The organism is Pseudonocardia sp. Ae717_Ps2, assembly GCF_001932475.1.
Classification (GTDB): Bacteria; Actinomycetota; Actinomycetes; order Mycobacteriales; family Pseudonocardiaceae; genus Pseudonocardia.
On record NZ_MCIS01000001.1, the window covers coordinates 5,898,073 to 5,916,385 of the forward strand.

Consider the following 18,313-nt stretch of genomic DNA (forward strand, 5'->3'; position numbering starts at 1 on the left):
CACCCGTTCCGGTCTCGCTTTTCTCTTTTCCGGGTTCCGGCCACGCTCCGTGCTCGGACGCTGTGCGCCGATCAGGCGTCCCGCAGCGCCGGGCGGTCGGGATGGTCGGCCATCACGAGGACATCGGCGTGCGAACCGGGGTCGCCCTCGCTCTCGTAGCGGGTGTACGCGGCGGCCGTCCACGCGTCGTCGGGGGCCAGCAGGCGCCGCAGCGCCGCCCCGCCGACGCGCAGGTGCACGGTCAGCTCGGCCGCCAGGCCCCGGCCCAGCAGCCGCCCGCCGGCGAGCAGCACCACCCCGTCCGGCCCGAGGGGCACCGGCTCGTCGCGGTAGGCGCGGTCTCGCACCGTGTCGCGCAGCCGGGGCAGCACCAGGCCGCTGCCCTCGGGTTCCATCGGGGCGAGGACCTCGCGGCGCAGCGCGGGCTCGTCGAGCCAGCCGTCGAGGAACATGTCCGGGTCGGTACGGCCGAGCTCCAGGCGGACCGAGGCCGGGCGCAGGAAGTCGTCGGCGTCCACCGCCAGGGCGGGGCGGCCGCCGGCGCGCAGCCGCTCCGCCACCGCCCCGGCCAGCTCCAGCGGGGCCGCTGGCGGGGCGCCGTCGACGAGCACGCGCACCCGGCCGGGCAGCTCCGTGGCGCGCTCGGCCAGGTGCGCCGCGAGTCCCGCCCGGTCGACGGGCCGGAACGCCCCTGCCATGTCGTCCTCCCGGTCCTGGCGTGCCCTCGGTCCCGCAGCGACACTAGGCGGATGGTCGGCGACGGCGCTGGAGCGGTGCTGCGCCGAGCGCTGCGGGTCCTCGAGGCGGTCGCCGAGGCGGGCGACGGGGTCAGCGCCAAGGCCCTCGCCCGTCGGCTGGAGCTGCCGTTGCCGACGACCTACCGGCTGCTCGGGACGCTCGTCGAGGAGGGCTACCTGGTCCGCCTGCACGCCGAGCGCGGGTACGGGCTGGGCTATCGCGTCGTCGGGCTCTACCGGGGGATGACCGACCCGATCGTGCCGCCCGCCCCGGCCCGTGAGGTGCTCGCCGAGCTGCACACCACGGCCCGCGCGGCGGTGGTGCTGGCCGTGCTGCGGTCCGACGACGTCGTCGTCGCCCACACCGAGACCTGCGCGGCGCACCCCGGACCGGGCGCGGTGACCGGGGAGCCGCTGCCCGCGCACGCGACGGCACCGGGCAAGGCCCTGCTCGCCGGGCTCGACGGCGGCCGGCTGGCCGACGTCCTCGGTCTCGGTCTCGGGCACGGGCCGCTGGCGCCGCTGACCCCGCACACGCTCACCGACCGGCGGCTGCTCGACCGCGACCTGCTGAGGGTCCGCTCGGCGGGGGTCGCGGTGGAGGTGGAGGAGCACGCCCGCGGCCGGGCCGGGCTCGCGGTGGCGGTGCCGCACCCGGGCGGCCGGGCCGCGCTGTCGGTCGTCGTCAGCCGGGCTGACTTCACCGGGCGCCGCTGGGAGCTCGAACGCGCGGTGCGCGAGGCCGCGGTGCCGCTGGCCCGGCACCTGTCCGCCGCGCCGGGGGTCGCCGCGTCCGGCTGAGCCCGCCAGGGTGGCCCGATGGGCGACGGGGTGCGATGGACCTTCCATCATCCGGAAGTGATGTCGGCGGACATGCGGACACGGCGATACGTTCGCCGGATGCCGGAGAAGACAGTGGAGTCGCTCGTCCGCACCGCCCCGCCCTTCCGGGCCGACCACGTCGGCTCACTGCTGCGGCCGCCCGCCCTGCTCGCGGCCCGGGAGCGGCACGCCGCGGGTGAGCTCGACGCCGCGGGCCTGCGTGCGGCCGAGGACGCGGCGATCACCGACGTCGTCGCGCTGCAGGAGTCGGTCGGCCTGCGGTCGGCCACCGACGGCGAGTTCCGCCGCACCTCCTGGCACATGGACTTCATCTACGCCCTCGGCGGCATCACGAAGACCTCCGGCCGGGTCGAGGTCGCGATGCGCAACGCGGCGGGCCGGAACAACTTCACCTCCGCCGGGATGACGGTCGACGGCCGGGTGCACCTCGACGAACCCGTCTTCGCCTCGGCGTTCGACTACCTCGCCACGCAGGTCACCACGGCGACCCCCAAGCTGACGATCCCCTCGCCGAGCATGGTCTACGCCCGCGGCGGCCGGGCGGTCATCTCCACCGACGTCTACCCCGACATCGAGGAGTTCTGGTCCGACCTGTCCGGCGCCTACGCCGACCAGCTCCGGGCGATGTACGAACGCGGGTGCCGCTACCTGCAGCTCGACGACACCGCGCTGGCCTACCTGAACGACCCGGCGCACCGTGAGGAGCTCGCCGCGAAGGGCGACGACCCGGACACCCAGCACCTGCGCTACATCCGCCAGATCAACGCCGCCATCGCCGACCGGCCCTCGGACATGTACGTCACCACCCACATGTGCCGGGGCAACTACCGGTCCTCGTGGGCCGCGGAGGGCGGCTACGACCACGTCGCCGAGGCGCTGTTCGGCACCCTCGGCGTCGACGGCTTCTTCTGCGAGTTCGACGACGAGCGCTCCGGTGGTTTCGCCCCGCTGCGGTTCGTCCCGAAGGGCAAGCAGGTGGTGCTCGGGCTGGTCACGACCAAGTCCGGGGCGTTGGAGGACCCGGACGCGCTCAAGCGCCGGATCGACGAGGCGGCGCGGTACGTGCCGCTGGACCAGCTGTGTCTGTCGCCGCAGTGCGGGTTCTCCTCCACCGTCGAGGGCAACGAGCTGACCGTCGACGACCAGAAGCGCAAGCTGGAGCTGATCGTCTCGGTGGCCGAGGACGTCTGGGGCCGCTGAGGGCCATACTCGCCCGGTGGCCTACGACGAGGGTCTCGCCGCCCGCCTCCGCGCCCTGCTCGCGGGGCGGTCGGTGACCGAGAAGAGGATGTTCGGCGGGTACGCCTTCCTGCTCGACGGGCACCTGACCGTGGCCGCGAGCGGGCGCGGCGGCCTGCTCGTACGGGTGGCCGCGGACCGCTCCGCGGAGCTGCTGGAGCGCCCGCGGACCGCACGCATGGTGATGGGCGGTCGCGAGATGGCCGGCTGGCTGTGGGTGACCGGCGAGCCCGACGTCGACGACCTCGACGGCCCGGAACTCGCCGGCTGGGTCGCCGAGGCGGTCGCGGTCGTGGAGACCCTGCCACCGAAGCGCGTCCGCTCGAAGCCCGTCCGATCGGAGCGTCGAGCCGCGGGGACATCCCCACCGGGGCGCCGGCGGGGCTAGCGTCCGTGGGGTGAGCACCGCTGCCGCGTCCCCGCTGTCCGACCGTGTCCTGGCGGGAACGGCGCCGGGCTCGCGGCTGCTCGACGTCGGCTGCGGGGCCGGACGGCTGCTCGTCGACGCGGCGGCGGCCGGGCTGGCCGTCACCGGCGTCGACACCGAACCCCGCGCGCTCGCCGCCGCCGAGCGAGCCGTTCCCGGGGCGATGCTGCAGGTCGCCGACGCCCACGAGCTGCCCTTCGCCGAGGACGCGTTCGACCTGGTCGCTCTGGTGCAGGTGCTGGAGCACCTCACGAACCCGGTGCTCGCGCTGCGCGAGGCGGGCCGGGTGTGCGCGCCGGGCGGTGCGGTGCGGGCCACGGTCTGGGGCACGCCCGACGAGTGCGACGCCGCGGTCATCGGGGCGGCGCTCGCCCCGCTCACCGGGGCCGCGCCCCCGCCGCCGCAGAACAACCCCGGACCGGATCGCAGCGGCGTCGGCGCGCCCCCGCTGACCGACCCCTCCCGGCTGGAACGGCTGGCCGGCCTCGCCGGGCTGGCGGTCCGGGAGATCGCCGTCGTGCGGGTCCCGGTGGTGCACGACGACGCCGACGACCTCGTCGCCGGCGTGCTCGCGTCCGGTCCGGGGCGCCACGCGGCGCGCCATGCCGGCCCCGCCGCCGTCCGCGCGGCCCTGCTCGACGCCCTGGCCCCGTTCACGCACGGCGCGGGCTACCGCCTCACCGACACCGTGCGCGTCCTGGACGCCGGCCCGCCCGCGGGATGATCCACGGTTCGCGCGCTGATCCGTTCCCCGCGCGTGCCGTGACGCGCGCGGACTGCGGATCAGCGCGCGAACTGCGGCGATGCGCGCGAACTCCGGCTCAGTGCGCGGACCCGGGGGCGTGCGCACGTCCGGGCCGCGTCCCTCGGGGAGGGGCGCGGCCCGGAGGTCGCGTGCGGTGGTCAGCGGCCGGCGGTCGCCGCCGTCCGGCCGGTCTCGTAGCGGATCTTCAGCAGGCCCTTGCAGTACTCCCCGTTGGTCTCGATCCCGACCCGCTGCAACCGCGCGCGGCGCAGGTGCAGCGGGACCTGCTCGACGGTCACGGCGGTGCCGTCGGAGTGGATCAGCAGCGGTGCGTCGTCGCCGGCGGGCAGGCCGATCGTCCGCCGGCGGGTCCGCATCCGGGTCAGCTCCTCGGTGTCGGCCTCGGTCCCGGCCAGCTCGCCGAGCGTCAGCCCGGCCAGCTCGTCGGGACTCCGGCCGGCGTCGACGAGCGGGCGGGCCACCCGGTCCTGGCCGGCCAGCGCGGCCTTGGCCAGGAACGTGTGCCGCAGCTCGTCCAGCTCGGCCGCGGCCTCCCCGTTGATCGAGCCCTCGAAGGACTTGACGAACCCGGCGTGCGCCGCGACCCCACCGTTGATCTCGTCGGAGGCGTGGTGGTCGGCCAGCGTCACCTCCGCCCTCGTCACTCCCGGTACCGCGGTCACCGCGTCGTAGGCGTCGGCGACCATCAGGAACGAGAAGTTCGGAGCGCAGAAGAACGTCGGCAGCCGGAGCCCGACGGTGACCTCACCGGCGGGCGAGACGGTCCACGACTCGACGAAGTCGAGCTCGGTGATCGGCTCGTCCAGCTCCGGGTCGAGCACCGTCCCCAGCGCGGACCACACGGCCTGCCGGAGCGGGCTCTCAGCAGGCCGCGGGGTCACGCCTGCGCCCCCGCCGTGTTGTCGACGAGCTCCTCGCCCGGCGCCATGGGTTCGTCGGCGGTGGTGTCGGGCAGCCGGCAGTCGGCCGGGACCTCGATGTCGTAGAGCTTCGCCGCGTTGAGGCCGAGGATCTTCTTCTTCGACGCGGTGGTGAGGCGCGGGTAGTCGGCGAACTGGTCGTCGTCGGGCATCTGCCAGTCGACCAGGCCCTCGACCTGCCACTTCGGCGTCCAGATGTTGTAGTCGCTGCCGAAGGTCATCTTGTCCTCGCCGACCCAGAACAGCAGCTCGCCCATCACCTTGGCGAAGAACTTCGGGCGGGCGTGCATCAGGCCGCCGACGACGACCGACAGGCCGGCGTAGACGTTGGGCTCCTGCACCGCCATGAAGCAGAAGTCCTCGATGCGCGGCAGGCCGACGTGCTCGACGATGAAGTTCAGGCCCTGGAAGTCGGTGGCCGCGTGGTCGACGTCGGCGACGTCGAACGCGTCCTTGTCCAGCGGCCAGATCGTCGGGCCCTTGTGGACGTGGATGTTCTTGATGCCCAGCTCCTGGGCCCGCTCCAGGAAGCGGTAGCACTCCGGGTCGGTGAGCTTGTAGCCGCGGGAGCTGCCGTTCCACTCCGCGGTGTAGAGCTTCACGCCCTTGTGCCGGTACTTCGCGCAGTCCGCCTCGAACTCCTTCATGCCCTCGTCGCCGTCACGCGGGTCGAAACGCCCGTTGACGATGATCCGGTCGCCCCACTTCTCCAGCAGCGCCGCGTTCTGGTCGGCGGTGTTGAAGCCGTTCTTGTACCACTCCTTGAGGTACGTCGACTGGAAGATCGAGTGGTCGACGTGGCCTTCGATGAAGACGTCGCGCTCGAAGTCGTCCTGCGAGACCTTGAGGTAGTGCTCCCAGTCCCAGTGGGTCTCGGGCGGGCCGAGCTGGTGGTAGCCGTAGAAGCAGTCGATCCAGCCCTTGGCGTACTGCTCGCGACCCTCGACCCAGTTCTCCCGGGAGGCGTCCCAGAAGTGGCTGTGGGAGTCGACGATGAAGTACTTCTCGCCGTCCTTTTCGTACATGTGGTTCCTCCTGCGTCAGCAGCTCTGCTGATCGGTGGTGGGTCAGGGAAAGAACGTTCGTCTTGTACGTACGTATGACTGACCAGTCAGGGAACGAGGATCGCCCGGCCGCGGACCTTGCCCGCGTCCAGGTCGTGCAGCGCCTCCAGTGCCTGGTCGAGCTTGTACTGGACGGTGTGCAGGGTGACCTTCCCGGCCTGGGCCAGGACCATGAGCTCGGCCAGGTCGTTGTAGGTGCCGACGATGTTGCCGATGACGTTCTTCTCGCCGGCGACGAAGTCCAGCGTGGGGGCGGACAGGGTGCCGCCGTAGCCGAGGACGAAGTTGTAGCCGGCCGGGCCGGTCATCGCCCAGGCGTCGTTCTCCGCGCCCTGCTCGGCGACGAAGTCGAAGACCACCGTGGCGCCGCCGCCGGTGAGCTCCTGGACGGCCTCGACCTGGTTGCCGTCGGCGACGACGGTCTCCTCGGCGCCGATCTGCTTCGCCAGCTCCAGCGCGTCCGGGTTCCGGTCCACGACGATGATCTTGGTGGCGGTCAGCGCGGCGAGTGCCTGGATGCCGATGTGGCCCAGCCCGCCCGCACCCTGCACGACCGCGGTGGTGCCCGGGTAGAGGAACGGCACCGCCTTGCGGACCGCGTGGTAGGCGGTGATGCCCGCGTCGGCGAGCGCGGCGACGTCGGCCGGGTTCGTCTCCGGGTTCAGCTTCACGCAGGACCGCGCGGTGGTGCGCAGGTACTCGGCCATGCCGCCGTCGTTGTTGGACAGGCCGGGGAAGAACGCGTCCCCGGTGCACTGCATGTCGCGCCCGTAGCGGCACATGGTGCACAGCCCGCACGACGGCTGCGGGTGCAGGATGACGGTGTCGCCGACCTTGACGTTGGTGACGCCGTCGCCGACCGCGTGCACCCAACCCGCGTTCTCGTGGCCGATCACGTAGGGCAGGTCGGGGTTCTGGATGTCGGCCCAGTCCCCGTCGATGATGTGGAGGTCGGTGCGGCACACGCCGGCACCGCCGATCTTGACGATGACGTCGAGCGGACCCTGGATCGTCGGTTCCTCGATCTCGTCGATCTGGGGGTCCTGCTTGTACGCGTGCACCCGCACGGCCTTCACTGGCGGTACCTCCGAGCCTCGGACGCGCGGCGTTGCGCGTCGTGGTGGTGGGACTAGGTGTGCCTGCTGTCACATCGATCTCAACCCCGTTGTGCGCGACGGACAAGGGGGTTCGTTCTCGCACAGCGAGAACCATGAGGAAACGGGCGTCGCTTTCCCTGGAGGTTACCGACGAGTAGGGTCGGCTCATGGCTGATGACGCGAGCTGGGTCGCCGGTGCGATGACGCAGGCGGTGCCGTGGGTGACCACCGCCGGGATCACCTTCGGGGCGATCACCACCGACCGGGTCGAGGCGTTCCTCCCCGACCGCTCCGACCAGCACAACCACGTCGGCGGGCCGCACGCCGCGGTGATGTTCGGACTGGGCGAGACCGCCTCCGGCGCGGTCGGCCTGGCCGCGTTCGCCTCGGCCGGGGACCGCGCCGTACCGCTGGTCGTGCGCTCGGAGATCCGCTACCTCAAGCTCGCCAAGGGCGACCTGCGGGCCGAGGCCGTGCTGACCCGCCCGGCCGGTGAGGTGCTCGCCGAGCTCGACGCCGGGACCCGCCCGGAGTTCACCGTCGACGTCACCATCACCGACGCCCAGGGCGTGCAGACCGGTGCCATGACGATCGTCTGGACGCTCAAGCCGAACAGGCGGTGAGCGCCCGTCCGGCCTAGCGTGGCCCGCATGGACGTGGTCATCGCCGGAGGACACGGACAGATCGCGCTGCGACTGTCCACCCTGCTCGCCGGGCAGGGGCACACGGTGCGCTCGATCGTGCGCAACCCCGACCACACCGACGAGGTGGCGGCCACCGGGGCGAGCCCGGTCGTGGCGGACCTGGAGAAGGTCTCCGCCGCGGACCTCGCGGGGCACCTGACCGGCGCCGACGCCGTCGTCTTCGCGGCGGGGGCCGGGCCGAACAGCGGTGTCGAGCGCAAGGAGACCGTGGACCGCGACGGGGCCACCCTGCTCGCCGACGCGGCTGCCGGGGCGGGCGTCCGCCGTTACCTGCTGATCTCCTCGTCCGGGGTGGACACCGAGCCCGACCCCGAGCGCGGCGAGGTCTGGGCCGCCTACATCCGGGCGAAGAAGGCCGCCGAGGACGCGATCCGCGGCGACGGGCGCCTCGACGCGACGATCCTGCGCCCCGGGAAGCTCACGAACGACCCGGGCACCGGGCGGGTCACCCTCGCCCCGCCGCCGGTCGAGTACGGCGAGGTGACCCGCGACGACTCCGCCGCGGCCGTCGCCGCGCTGCTTGCCGCACCGTGGACGGCGGGGCTCACCCTGGAGCTGCGCGGCGGCGACACCGAACTCGTCGACGCCGTCACCGCTCTGGGGTGACATGGGACCGGCCTCCTGCGGGAAGGTTGGTGCCATGAGCGAGCACAGCTACGACGTCGTCGTGATCGGAGCGGGCCCGGTCGGTGAGAACGCCGCGGGCTACGCGGTGGACGCCGGCCTGTCCGCGGCGCTGGTGGAGGCCGAGCTGGTCGGCGGGGAGTGCTCGTACTGGGCCTGCATCCCGTCGAAGGCACTGCTGCGCACCCCGCAGGCCGTCGCCGACGCCCGGCGGCTGCCCGGGGTGCGGGCCGAGTTCGACCCGGCGAAGGTCCTCGAACGCCGCACGAGCTTCACCTCCGACTGGGACGACGCCGGCCAGGTGCAGTGGGCCGAGGGAGCCGGGGTCACCGTGCTGCGTGGCCGGGGGCGGCTGGCCGGGACCAGGCGCGTCCTCGTGACCGCGGCCGACGGCACCGAGACCGAGGTGACCGCGCGCCACGCCGTCGTCGTCGCGACCGGCAGCGTGCCGGTCGTCCCGCACGTCGCGGGGCTGGACACGGTCGAGTACTGGGGCTCGCGCGAGGCGACCTCGGTGAAGGAGGTCCCGCGCCGGCTCGGGGTGCTCGGCGGCGGTGTCGTCGGCTGCGAGATGGCATTGGCCCACGCCCGGCTGGGCGCCCGGGTCACGCTGTTCAACCACGGCGACCGGGTGCTGCCCGGCGCCGAGCCGCAGGCCTCCGAACGGGTCGCGGCCGGGCTGCGGGAGGCAGGCGTCGACCTGCGGCTGGGCACCGGCCTGGACGAGGTGCGCCGGGCCGGGGACGCGACGGTGCTGCGCGGCGGCGGGGACGAGGTCGAGGTGGACCGGCTGCTCGTCGCGACCGGGCGCCGTCCGGCGACCGACGGGCTGGACCTGGACTCGGTCGGGGTGGGCCTCGGGCGGCGCGGCGAGATCGTCGTCGACGACTCGGGGCTGGCCGCCGGGGACTGGCTCTACGCCGTCGGCGACGTCAACGGGCGGGCCCCGCTCACCCACCAGGGCAAGTACCAGGCCCGGATCGCCGCGCACGCGATCGCCGCGCGCGCCGCGGGCCGTCCGCTCGACGACGCCGCCTGGGGCGAGGACGCGGCGACCGCCGACCACCACGCGGTGCCCCAGGTCGTGTTCACCGACCCCGAGGTCGCCTGGGTCGGCCGGACGGCGGCGGTCGCCCGCGCCGAGGGACTCGACGTGCGGGTGGTCGACATGGACATCGCCGTCGCCGGGTCCTCGCTCACCGCGGACGACTGGTCCGGCCGGGTGATCGCCGTCGTCGACCCGCAGCGCGAGGTGCTGCTCGGGGTCACCTTCGTCGGGCCCGGGGTCGCCGAGCTGCTGCACGCGGCGACGATCGCGGTGGTCGGCGAGGTGCCGCTGTCCCGGCTGTGGCACGCCGTGCCCGCGTTCCCCACGATCAGCGAGGTGTGGCTGCGGCTGCTGGAGAACTACCGCGCGTAGCGCGCTCGACCCGCGGGCCCGGTGTCGACCGGGCCCGCAGGAGCGGGTTCAGGAGCGCACGCCCAGGTGGTCGAGCAGACGGACCTCGAGGCGGTCCAGGTCGGCCGACACCGTGCGGAAGGCGGCCTTGCGGCGGGCGGCGGGCATGTTCTCCGCGGCCCGGACGGCGGCGGCGAGGTCGTGCAGCCGCGGCTCGGTCTCGTCGGCGAACCGCTTCGCGGCCTGGTCGCGGTCGACGGTCCCGTCCTCGCGCAGCTCGGTGATGGTGCGCGCGATCCGGGACAGCCGCGCGTGCAGCCGGCCGCCGGGGCCGGAGTAGCCGCCCAGCTCGTCCGGGGACACGCCGAGGCGCCGGGAGCGGTGGTCGTCGAGGCGGTGACGCAGCGACCCGGCCGCGGCCATCGCGTACGGCGCCAGCAGCGGCGCGAGGACCTTGGCCATGCCCAGGTAGCGCTGGACCTTCTTGGCGTTCCACTCGCGGGCCCTGCGCTCGCGCTCGGCCTGCTTCGCGGCCAGCGTCTCGCTCTTGAGCCTGCCCTTCTCCGCGGCGTGCGAGGCCTTGGCCTCGGCCTTGCGGGCGCTCGCGTCGGCCTTCGCGGCCGCCTTGGCGACCTTCCGGTCGGCCGAGCGGGCCTTGAGGTCGGCCGAGCTCAGCAGGCTGTTCGCGGTGGCGGTGCCCTCGCCGACGGCGCGACGCGTGCTGCGCGCGGCCCTGCGGCCGGCCTTCTCCGCCCGTCGTGACGCCGCCTCGGCCTTCTTGCGGGCCTTCACCGCGCGCCGGTGCAGCTTCTCGGCGGCCTTGTCGGCGGTCTCGCGGGTGTACTCGAGGGTCTGGACCGTGGCCGACTGCACCCGTTCCGACGCGTCGACCGCCGCCTCCCTGGTCGCCGCCGCGGCGCGCTCGCCCGTGCTCGGCTTCCTGCGCAGCAGTCCCATGTCGTGTCCTCCCGGGTCGGCTCGGCAGATGATCGCCGTGTCGACGCAGCCTAGGGCCCCGCCCACCGCCCGCGCAGGACCGACACCACCCGGCCGGGGGAACGGCGCGTCACGCGGATCCGGTCCTGTCGGGGGTGGTCTCTACCCTCGGGAGCCGTGAGCACTTCGACCGGACCCCGTACCGCGCCCCGTGTCCTGCTGGACGCGGCGGCGCTGAGCGGGTGCCGTCGTCGGGTGCACCTGGACCACGACCTGTCGGCGTCGGAGCGGCCGCGGGCGCTGCCGGATCCGGCGATCGAGCAGCGCCGGGCCGACGCGGCGGCGCACCGGGAGCGGATCGGCGAGCTGCTCGCGCGCACCTGGGGTGCGGACTGGGCGAGCACCTGGCCGGACGGCGCGGCCGGGCCCGCCGGGGCAGGCGCTGGACCGCGGGCGGCCCGCGCGGAGCGCACGGCCGAACTCGTCGCGGCCGGTGCGCCGCTGGTCTGGGGCGCGGTCCTGCCCGTCGACGGCGACCGGCGCGGCACCGCGGAGCTGCTCGTGCGCGCGCCCACCGGGGGCTACGTACCGCTGCTCGTCGTGCGCCGCCGGATCACCGATCCGGGGGAGGGGGCGCGCACCACCGCCGTCACCGACCCGTGGCCGCAGCGCGCCCGGCACGACCCGGACCGCAAGGTCCGCTCCCAGCCGCGCGACCTGCTGGCCCTGGCCCAGCTGACCCGGCTGCTGGAGGCCGCGGGCTGGGCGCCGCCGGAGTCGGCCCCGCGGCTCGGCGGCGTGATCGGGCTCGACGCGGACGTGGTCGTCTGGCACGACCTGCGGGCCGGGCACTGGCCCGGCGGCCGGTCCACGCTGGAGGAGTACGACGCCCGGTTCGCCGACCGCGCCGCCGTCGCCCGGTCCGCCGCGACCGGCGGCCCCGCGCTCGCGGCGCCGTCGCGGATCACCGAGTGCCGCCGCTGCCCCTGGTGGCCGACGTGCGAGGCCGAGCTGGAGGAGGTCGACGACGTCAGCCTGGTCGCCCACGGCGAGACGGCGCGGCTGCTGCGGGAGTCGGGCGTCGCGACCGTCGCGGGGCTGGCCGCGCTGGACCCGGCGGCCCCGCCCGCCGAGCTGACCGGTCCGCTGCCCGGGCCGCCGTTCTCCGACCTCGTCGCGCTGGCCCGCGCGCGCCGGCGGGGTCTCGCCGTCGCCCGCCGGGTGCCGCGGGTGCCGGTCACCCGCGCCGACGTCGAGGTCGACGTCGACATGGAGAGCTTCGGCGAGTCCGGCGCCTACCTGTGGGGTGCGCTGCTGACGCTGCCCGGCGGTGCCCGCGACGGCGACCCGGAGCCCGGCTACCGGGCGTTCGCGACCTGGGACCCGCTCCCCACCCGCGACGAGGGCCGCTCGTTCGGCGAGTTCTGGACCTGGTTCACCGGTGTGCGTGCGACCGCGCTCGCGTCCGGGCGCACGTTCGCCGCGTACTGCTACAACGAGCAGGCCGAGAACCGCTGGATGTTCGCCTCGGCGCAGCGGTTCGCCGGGATGCCCGGGGTGCCGACCGAGGCCGAGGTGCGCGCGTTCGTCGCGGACCCGTGCTGGGTGGACCTCTACGGCGTGGTCTCCACCTGGTTCCTGTGCGCGCAGGGCAAGGGGCTGAAGAAGATCGCCCCCGCCGCCGGGTTCTCGTGGCGGGACCCGGAGGCGGGCGGGGAGAACTCCATGCGCTGGTACCGCGCCGCCGTCGCGCTCGACGGCGGGGAGCCCGACCCGGTCCAGCGGGAGCGGCTGCTCGGCTACAACACCGACGACGTGCTGGCCACCCACGCGCTGCGGGAGTGGATGTCCTCGGACCGGGTGCTGGAGGTCCCACTGGTGAGCGAGCTGCGCGACGCCACCGGGTGAGCGCGTCCGTGTGAGGATGCGAGGCGTGGCGCCTCGTGGATACGACCGGATCGGGCCGCACGGCGCGGTCAGCAGCACCCACCATCTCGGCACGGCCGCCGCGGCCACGGTGCTGGCGCGGGGCGGGAACGCCTTCGACGCCGCCGTCGCCTGCGGGTTCGTGCTGCAGGTGGTCGAGCCGCACCTGTGCGGGCCGGGTGGTGAGCTGCCCGCCGTGTTCGTCACCGCGACCGACCCGGTCCCGCGGGTGCTGTGCGCCCAGGGCGTCGCCCCGGCCGCCGCGACCGCGCAGCGGGTGCGCGATCTGGGCTGCGCGATCGTCCCCGGCACCGGCCTGCTCCCGGCGACGGTCCCCGGGGCCTGGGACGGCTGGCTGACCCTGCTCCGCGACCACGGCACCTGGGAGCTCGCGGACGTCCTCGCCCCGGCGCTGGACTACGCCGCGGGTGGGTTCCCGCTGGTCCCGCGGGTGCCCGCGGCCATCGGCACGGTCGCAGACCACTTCAGGGCGCACTGGCCGTCGTCGGCGGCGACCTGGCTGCCCGACGGTCGGGTCCCCGCCGTGGGCGAGCGGGTGCGGTTGCCCGTGCTGGCCGCGACCTGGCGCCGGCTGCTCGACGAGGCCGTCGGCCCGAGCCGGGAGGCACGCATCGACGCCGCCCGTGACGCGTGGTACCGCGGGTTCGTCGCCGAGGAGATCGGCCGGTTCGCCGCGACCCCGGTCCGGGACGAGACCGGGCGCGACCACACCGGTCTGCTCACCGCCGACGACCTGGCCGGCTGGTCGGCGCACTACGAGGACGCGCTCGTCGCCGACGCCGGGTCCGGCTGGTCGGTCGCGAAGTGCGGCCCGTGGTCGCAGGGGCCGGTCCTGCTGCAGCAGCTGCGGCTGCTCGCCGGGCTGGACCTCGAACTGCCCGGTGGTGTCGCGACCCTCGACACGGTGCACGCCGCCGCCGAGGCCGCGAAGCTCGCCTTCGCCGACCGGGAGGCCTGGTACGGCGACGGCGTGCCCCCCGACCTGCTCGCCGACCTGCTCTCCGACGACTACACCGACGCCCGGCGGGGCCTGATCGGACCGGCGTCGGACGGCGGGCTGCGGCCCGGCTCGCCGGGTGGGCGCACCCCTCGGATCGGCGACTACGCGGCGATCCCGGGCGCCGGGCGCGGTTCCGGGACGGAGGGTCCGGGCACCGGCGAGCCGACGGTGTCGCGGGACGGCGTCGCCCGCGGGGACACGGTGCACGTCGACGTCGTCGACGCCGCCGGGAACATGATCTCGGTGACGCCGTCGGGGGGCTGGCTGCAGTCGTCGCCGACGATCCCGGAGCTCGGGTTCTGCCTCGGCACCCGCGGCCAGATGTTCTGGCTGGAGGAGGGGCTCGCCAGCACGCTCGCGCCCGGGCGGATGCCGCGCACGACGCTGTCGCCGTCGCTGGCGCTGCGCGACGGCGAGCCCGCGCTGGCCTTCGGGACGCCCGGCGGGGACCAGCAGGACCAGTGGCAGCTCGCGTTCCTGCTCGCGCTCGTGCACGGCGGGCTGGACCTGCAGGCCGCGATCGACGCGCCGACCTGGCACTCGACGGCGTTCCCCGCGTCCTTCGCGCCCCGCGGTTGGGAGCCGCACGGGCTCGTCGTCGAGTCCCGGCTGGGGCCCGACACCCTCGCCGGGCTGACCCGCCGCGGGCACGCCGTGGACGACGCGGGCGCCTGGTCCCTGGGCCGGATGTGCGCGGTCGGGACCGGAGCCGCAGTCCCCGGGGGCGGCGGGCCCGGGACACTGCACGCCGCGGTCGACCCGCGGTCGGGGGTGGGCGCGGCGATCGCGTTGTGAGACGGGTACCGCACGAGGAGTGCCGGGCACCGCACTAGGCTGGCCGCCCGGGGCGGAGAGGAGAGCCGATGGCGTCGCGCAGGGGCACTGCCCGACCGGACGCCGTCGACCTGATCCTCGATCAGTGGGCGCGGCACGATCCGGAGCTGGACCCGTCGGCGATGGCGGTGTTCGGGCGGCTGCACCGCTGCTTCCTGCGCTACCAGTCCCAGCTCACGCCGGTCTTCGAGCGGTACGGGATCTCGATGGCCGCGTTCGACGTGCTGGCCGCCCTGCGCCGGTCCGGCGAGCCGTACCGTCAGACCATGCGTGACCTGGGCGGGGTCACCCTGGTGACCGCGGGCGGGTTGACCCAGCGGGTCGACCGACTCGAGGCGTCGGGGCTGGTGCGGCGTGAACGCGACGCCGTCGACGGCCGGGTCGTGCACGCGCAGCTCACCCCGAGCGGCCTGGACCTGGTGGACCAGGTCACCAGGGCGCACTTCGCCAACGAGCGGGAGATGCTGGCCGGGCTCGACGAGGCCGAGCAGCGCAGGCTCGCCCGGTTGCTGCGCAGGCTGGAGCAGTCGCTCGACGAGGCCGCGGTCCGCGCCTCGGAATGAGCCGCGACGCGGACCGGGTGACCTCGGTCAGCGCGGGGCGGCCCAGCCGATCGGGTCCTCGGCGGTGCTCCAGTAGACGCTCTTGGTGGTGGTGTAGCTGCGCCACCCCAGCCGGCCCTTCTCCACCCCGAGGCCGCTGTCCTTGATTCCGGCGAACGGCGTCGCGATGCTGAACTGCTTGTAGGTGTTGATCCACACGGTTCCGGCGCGGACCCGTCGGGCGATCCGCCACGCCCGGCGGGCGTCGGCCGTCCAGATGCCGCAGGCCAGGCCGTACACGGTGTCCTCGGCCCGGCGGACGAGGTCGTCCTCGTCGTCGTAGGGCAGGACGACCGCGACCGGGCCGAACACCTCGTCGCGGCAGATCTCGGAGTCCGGGTCGACCCGGTCGAGGATGGTCGGCAGGTAGTAGGCGCCGTCGGCGAGCCCGGGGTCGTCGGGCACCCGGCCGCCGGTGACCACCCGGGCCCCTCCGGCGACGGCGCGGTCGACCATCGCGGCCACCCGGTCGCGGTGGTCGTGGTGCACGAGCGGGCCGAGGTGGCTGCGCGGGTCGGTGCCGGGGCCGACCCGCAGGGCCCGGGTGGCGGCGGCGAGCCGGTCGACGATCTCCCGGTGGCGGTCGCGCGGGACGAACACCCGGGAACCGGCGACGCAGCTCTGTCCGCTCGAGGAGAAGATGCCGTACAGCACGCCGGCGACGGCGTGGTCGAGGTCGGCGTCCGGGCAGACGATGGTGGGGGACTTGCCCCCCAGCTCCAGCGACACCGGGACCAGCCGGTGCCCGGCGGTCGCGGCGATCCGACGGCCGGTGTCGGTGCCTCCGGTGAACGAGACCATGCGCACGTCCGGGTGCTGGACGAGGGCGTTCCCGGCCTCGGTGCCGCTGCCGGGCAGCACCGACACCAGCGCGGTGGGCAGGCGCTGCTCGAGCAGGACGCGGTGCACGATCCGGCCCACGGCGAGCGACACCAGGGGTGCCCACAGTGCGGGCTTGAGCAGGACGGCGTTGCCCGCGGCCAGGGCGGGCGCCAGCTTCTGGGCGTCGCTGGCGACCGGTGAGTTCCACGGCGTGATCGCCGCGACGACGCCGACGGGTTCGTGCAGCGTCATGGTGACGTGCTCGCCACGGGGGGTGGGCAGCTCGCCGTCGGCGGTCTCGCAGGTCGCGGCGACGTAGCGCCAGGTCCCGACGGCGCTCGCGACCAGCGCACGGGTCTCGGCGAGGGTCTTGCCGGTGTCGAGGGTCTGCAGCCGGGCGAGCGCCTCGGCCTCGGCCTCGATCCCGTCGGCGATGCGGTGCAGCAGCCGGGCCCGCAGATGGGGGAGCAGGTCCCGCCAGGACGGGTCGTCGGCGGCGGTCCGCGCGGCCCGCACCGCGTCGTCCACATCGGACCGGGTTGCGGTGTGCAGCAGGGCGACGGCCCGGCCGGTGGCCGGATCGACGCACTCGCGCACCGGGCCCGAGCCGACGCGCCACCGACCGGCCGCGAGGAGCTCGTCGGGGGGCACCGCGATGCTCGGTGGTGGGGTCCGGAGCGATGTCGAGGTCATCGTCGGAGCATGCCTGATTGTTAAGCCCTGAACAATAGAGAGCTTCTGACCTGGCTCGACGCACGTTACGAGCAAGAAACTTGCAGTCTTCCCCTTGTGGTGCGACCCACGCCGCGCTAACAATTTCCCCGGCACACCTTTTAGGGCTAAAGAAAGTGAGGCCGTCATGACCGCCCCCTCCACCACCACCGACCTCGAGCAGCTGCTCGACAGCTGCATCGCCGGCGCCGCGTCCCGGCACGAGGACTGGGACACCCTGGGCTTTCAGGCCGCCGCCGGCGGTGACGAGTTCCGCCGGGCCCAGATCCGCTACATCGGCTCCGGCGCCACCGGCAACCACGAGACCGACTCGCGGATCCTGCCCGCCGAGCACTTCACCTTCTCCAACATGCGGCTGCCCGCCGGGGCGATCGGGCCGGAGCACACCCACCACGACGTCGAGGAGGTCTTCTACGTCCTGGAGGGCGAGCTCGAGGTCACCGTGCACGACGTCGAGGACGGCACCCGCACCGCCAGCCGTGTCCTCGGCTACCGCGACCTGATCCGGGTCCCGGCCGCGGTCCCCCGCAGCCTGCGCAACATCGGCTCCGAGGACGCGCTGTTCTGCGTCGTCATCGGCTCGCCGAAGCCGCAGCTGCCGACCTACCCCCCGACCTCGCCGATGCACGGCGTCCGTCGCTGACCGCTCCGCCCGCCGCGAGGAGACCGCCATGCCCGAGACCAGGACGCTGCGTGCCGAACAGCTGACCCGGCTCGCCGACGACGTCGTCGAGGTGCGGCTCGTCGATCCGTCCGGAGCGGAGCTGCCGTCGTGGGAGCCCGGCTCCCACCTCGCGCTCGACCTCCCGGCCGGGCTCACCCGCCAGTATTCGCTGTGCGGGTCGCCCACCGACCGGCGGAGCTGGACGGTCGCCGTGCACCGGGCACCGGACAGCCGCGGGGGCAGCGCCTGGGTCCACGGCTCGCTGCGGCCCGGCGACCTGCTCACCGTCAGCGGTCCGCACCAGGAGTTCCCGCTCGTCGACGGGTCCGAGCACCTGCTGGTCGCAGGCGGTATCGGGATCACCCCGATCCTGTCGATGGCCCGGGCGTTGCAGGCCCGGGGCGCGGACTGGTCCCTGCTCTACTGCGGCCGCACCGCCGCCGCGCTCGCCTACCTCGACGAGCTCACCGCGCTCGACCCGGACGGCACCAGGGTCCGGGTCCACCTCGACGACGAGCACGGCGGCCCGGCCGACCTCGTCACCGCACTGGCGGCGCGGCCCACCGCGGTGGTGCACTGCTGCGGCCCGGGCCCGATGCTCGACGCCGTCCTGGCCGCCGCACCTGGCCGAGCCCACGTCGAACGGTTCCGGGCCCCGCCGCCCGACCCACGCGACACCGTGGCCGACGCCGGGTTCGACGTGCACTGCGAGACCAGTGACGTCCGCCTGCGCGTCGAGCCGGGCACATCGGTGCTCGCCGCGCTCACGGGCGCCGGGATCACGGTCCCGTCCTCCTGCGAGGAGGGCATCTGCGGCACCTGCGAGGTCAAGGTCCTCGCCGGCGAGCCGGAGCACCGCGACCTCGTTCTCTCCGACGACGAACGCGCAGTCGGGGGCTCGATGCTCGTCTGCGTCTCCCGCGCGCGCAGCGCCCGGCTCGTCCTCGACCTCTGAG

General features: G+C 74.6%; 18 protein-coding genes. 12 read left to right on the forward strand and 6 right to left on the reverse strand.

What is annotated here, in order from left to right; genetic code table 11:
• Positions 1-71: 71 nt before the first annotated feature.
• Positions 72-698 (reverse strand): uridine kinase, encoded by a 627-nt coding sequence (locus Ae717Ps2_RS27255; protein WP_075309235.1) that lies wholly within the window; start codon positions 696-698, stop codon positions 72-74.
• A gap of 51 nt (positions 699-749) precedes the next feature.
• Here Ae717Ps2_RS27255 and Ae717Ps2_RS27260 point away from each other — a divergent pair, with 51 nt between their 5' ends.
• The 4 genes from Ae717Ps2_RS27260 (at position 750) to Ae717Ps2_RS27275 (ending at position 3,970) form a co-directional block, all read left to right on the forward strand.
• The gene (locus Ae717Ps2_RS27260; RefSeq protein WP_075334039.1) at positions 750-1,538 is read left to right on the forward strand and encodes an IclR family transcriptional regulator; all 789 of its coding nucleotides are present in this window, start codon (positions 750-752) and stop codon (positions 1,536-1,538) included.
• Positions 1,539-1,637: 99 nt separating this feature from the next.
• Entirely contained in the window at positions 1,638-2,780 is a 1,143-nt protein-coding gene (locus Ae717Ps2_RS27265) for a 5-methyltetrahydropteroyltriglutamate--homocysteine S-methyltransferase (protein WP_075309234.1), read from the forward strand.
• Between the two features lie 16 nt (positions 2,781-2,796).
• Entirely contained in the window at positions 2,797-3,207 is a 411-nt protein-coding gene (locus Ae717Ps2_RS27270) for a TfoX/Sxy family protein (RefSeq protein ID WP_083695432.1), read from the forward strand.
• A 10-nt stretch (positions 3,208-3,217) separates the two neighbouring features.
• Complete coding sequence (locus Ae717Ps2_RS27275) at positions 3,218-3,970, forward strand: class I SAM-dependent methyltransferase (protein ID WP_075309233.1); 753 nt, start codon at positions 3,218-3,220, stop codon at positions 3,968-3,970.
• 179 nt (positions 3,971-4,149) lie between these two features.
• Here Ae717Ps2_RS27275 and Ae717Ps2_RS27280 read toward each other — a convergent pair whose 3' ends face one another.
• The 3 genes from Ae717Ps2_RS27280 to Ae717Ps2_RS27290 all read right to left on the reverse strand — a co-directional run bounded on the left by Ae717Ps2_RS27280 (position 4,150) and on the right by Ae717Ps2_RS27290 (position 7,072).
• Positions 4,150-4,893, reverse strand: a complete 744-nt coding sequence (locus Ae717Ps2_RS27280; RefSeq protein WP_075309232.1) for an iron-sulfur cluster assembly protein — start codon at positions 4,891-4,893, stop codon at positions 4,150-4,152.
• Complete coding sequence (locus tag Ae717Ps2_RS27285) at positions 4,890-5,957, reverse strand: amidohydrolase family protein (RefSeq protein WP_020625500.1); 1,068 nt, start codon at positions 5,955-5,957, stop codon at positions 4,890-4,892. The genes Ae717Ps2_RS27280 and Ae717Ps2_RS27285 overlap by 4 nt, the downstream gene beginning before the upstream one ends.
• Positions 5,958-6,043: 86 nt before the next feature.
• A complete protein-coding gene (locus tag Ae717Ps2_RS27290; protein ID WP_075334040.1) occupies positions 6,044-7,072 on the reverse strand; it encodes an NAD(P)-dependent alcohol dehydrogenase in 1,029 nt (342 codons plus the stop codon).
• A 188-nt stretch (positions 7,073-7,260) separates the two neighbouring features.
• Here Ae717Ps2_RS27290 and Ae717Ps2_RS27295 point away from each other — a divergent pair, with 188 nt between their 5' ends.
• The 3 genes from Ae717Ps2_RS27295 to Ae717Ps2_RS27305 are packed head-to-tail and all read left to right on the forward strand — an operon-like array spanning position 7,261 to position 9,841.
• Positions 7,261-7,716 (forward strand): DUF4442 domain-containing protein, encoded by a 456-nt coding sequence (locus Ae717Ps2_RS27295; RefSeq protein WP_075334041.1) that lies wholly within the window; start codon positions 7,261-7,263, stop codon positions 7,714-7,716.
• Between the two features lie 27 nt (positions 7,717-7,743).
• Complete coding sequence (locus tag Ae717Ps2_RS27300) at positions 7,744-8,403, forward strand: NAD(P)H-binding protein (protein WP_075309229.1); 660 nt, start codon at positions 7,744-7,746, stop codon at positions 8,401-8,403.
• A 34-nt stretch (positions 8,404-8,437) separates the two neighbouring features.
• Positions 8,438-9,841, forward strand: coding sequence for an NAD(P)/FAD-dependent oxidoreductase (locus Ae717Ps2_RS27305; RefSeq protein WP_075312589.1), 1,404 nt, complete (start codon positions 8,438-8,440; stop codon positions 9,839-9,841).
• A 48-nt stretch (positions 9,842-9,889) separates the two neighbouring features.
• Here Ae717Ps2_RS27305 and Ae717Ps2_RS39410 read toward each other — a convergent pair whose 3' ends face one another.
• Entirely contained in the window at positions 9,890-10,777 is an 888-nt protein-coding gene (locus tag Ae717Ps2_RS39410) for a DUF6474 family protein (protein WP_083702514.1), read from the reverse strand.
• Positions 10,778-10,933: 156 nt separating this feature from the next.
• On the opposite strand from Ae717Ps2_RS39410, the gene Ae717Ps2_RS27315 reads away from it, so the two are divergent.
• The 3 genes from Ae717Ps2_RS27315 (at position 10,934) to Ae717Ps2_RS27325 (ending at position 15,100) form a co-directional block, all read left to right on the forward strand.
• Positions 10,934-12,664 (forward strand): TM0106 family RecB-like putative nuclease, encoded by a 1,731-nt coding sequence (locus Ae717Ps2_RS27315; protein ID WP_075334042.1) that lies wholly within the window; start codon positions 10,934-10,936, stop codon positions 12,662-12,664.
• 25 nt (positions 12,665-12,689) lie between these two features.
• Complete coding sequence (locus tag Ae717Ps2_RS27320) at positions 12,690-14,498, forward strand: gamma-glutamyltransferase family protein (RefSeq protein WP_233147690.1); 1,809 nt, start codon at positions 12,690-12,692, stop codon at positions 14,496-14,498.
• A 68-nt stretch (positions 14,499-14,566) separates the two neighbouring features.
• Positions 14,567-15,100 (forward strand): MarR family winged helix-turn-helix transcriptional regulator, encoded by a 534-nt coding sequence (locus tag Ae717Ps2_RS27325; RefSeq protein ID WP_020622104.1) that lies wholly within the window; start codon positions 14,567-14,569, stop codon positions 15,098-15,100.
• Between the two features lie 27 nt (positions 15,101-15,127).
• On the opposite strand, the gene Ae717Ps2_RS27330 is transcribed toward Ae717Ps2_RS27325, so the two are convergent.
• Positions 15,128-16,654: an aldehyde dehydrogenase family protein gene (locus Ae717Ps2_RS27330; protein ID WP_075309223.1), complete on the reverse strand. Its 1,527-nt coding sequence runs from the start codon at positions 16,652-16,654 to the stop codon at positions 15,128-15,130.
• A gap of 166 nt (positions 16,655-16,820) precedes the next feature.
• Here Ae717Ps2_RS27330 and Ae717Ps2_RS27335 point away from each other — a divergent pair, with 166 nt between their 5' ends.
• Both Ae717Ps2_RS27335 and Ae717Ps2_RS27340 read left to right on the forward strand, forming a co-directional pair.
• Complete coding sequence (locus tag Ae717Ps2_RS27335; protein WP_075309221.1) at positions 16,821-17,336, forward strand: cupin domain-containing protein; 516 nt, start codon at positions 16,821-16,823, stop codon at positions 17,334-17,336.
• Between the two features lie 28 nt (positions 17,337-17,364).
• Positions 17,365-18,312, forward strand: coding sequence for a PDR/VanB family oxidoreductase (locus tag Ae717Ps2_RS27340; protein WP_020622107.1), 948 nt, complete (start codon positions 17,365-17,367; stop codon positions 18,310-18,312).
• Position 18,313: the final 1 nt, after the last annotated feature.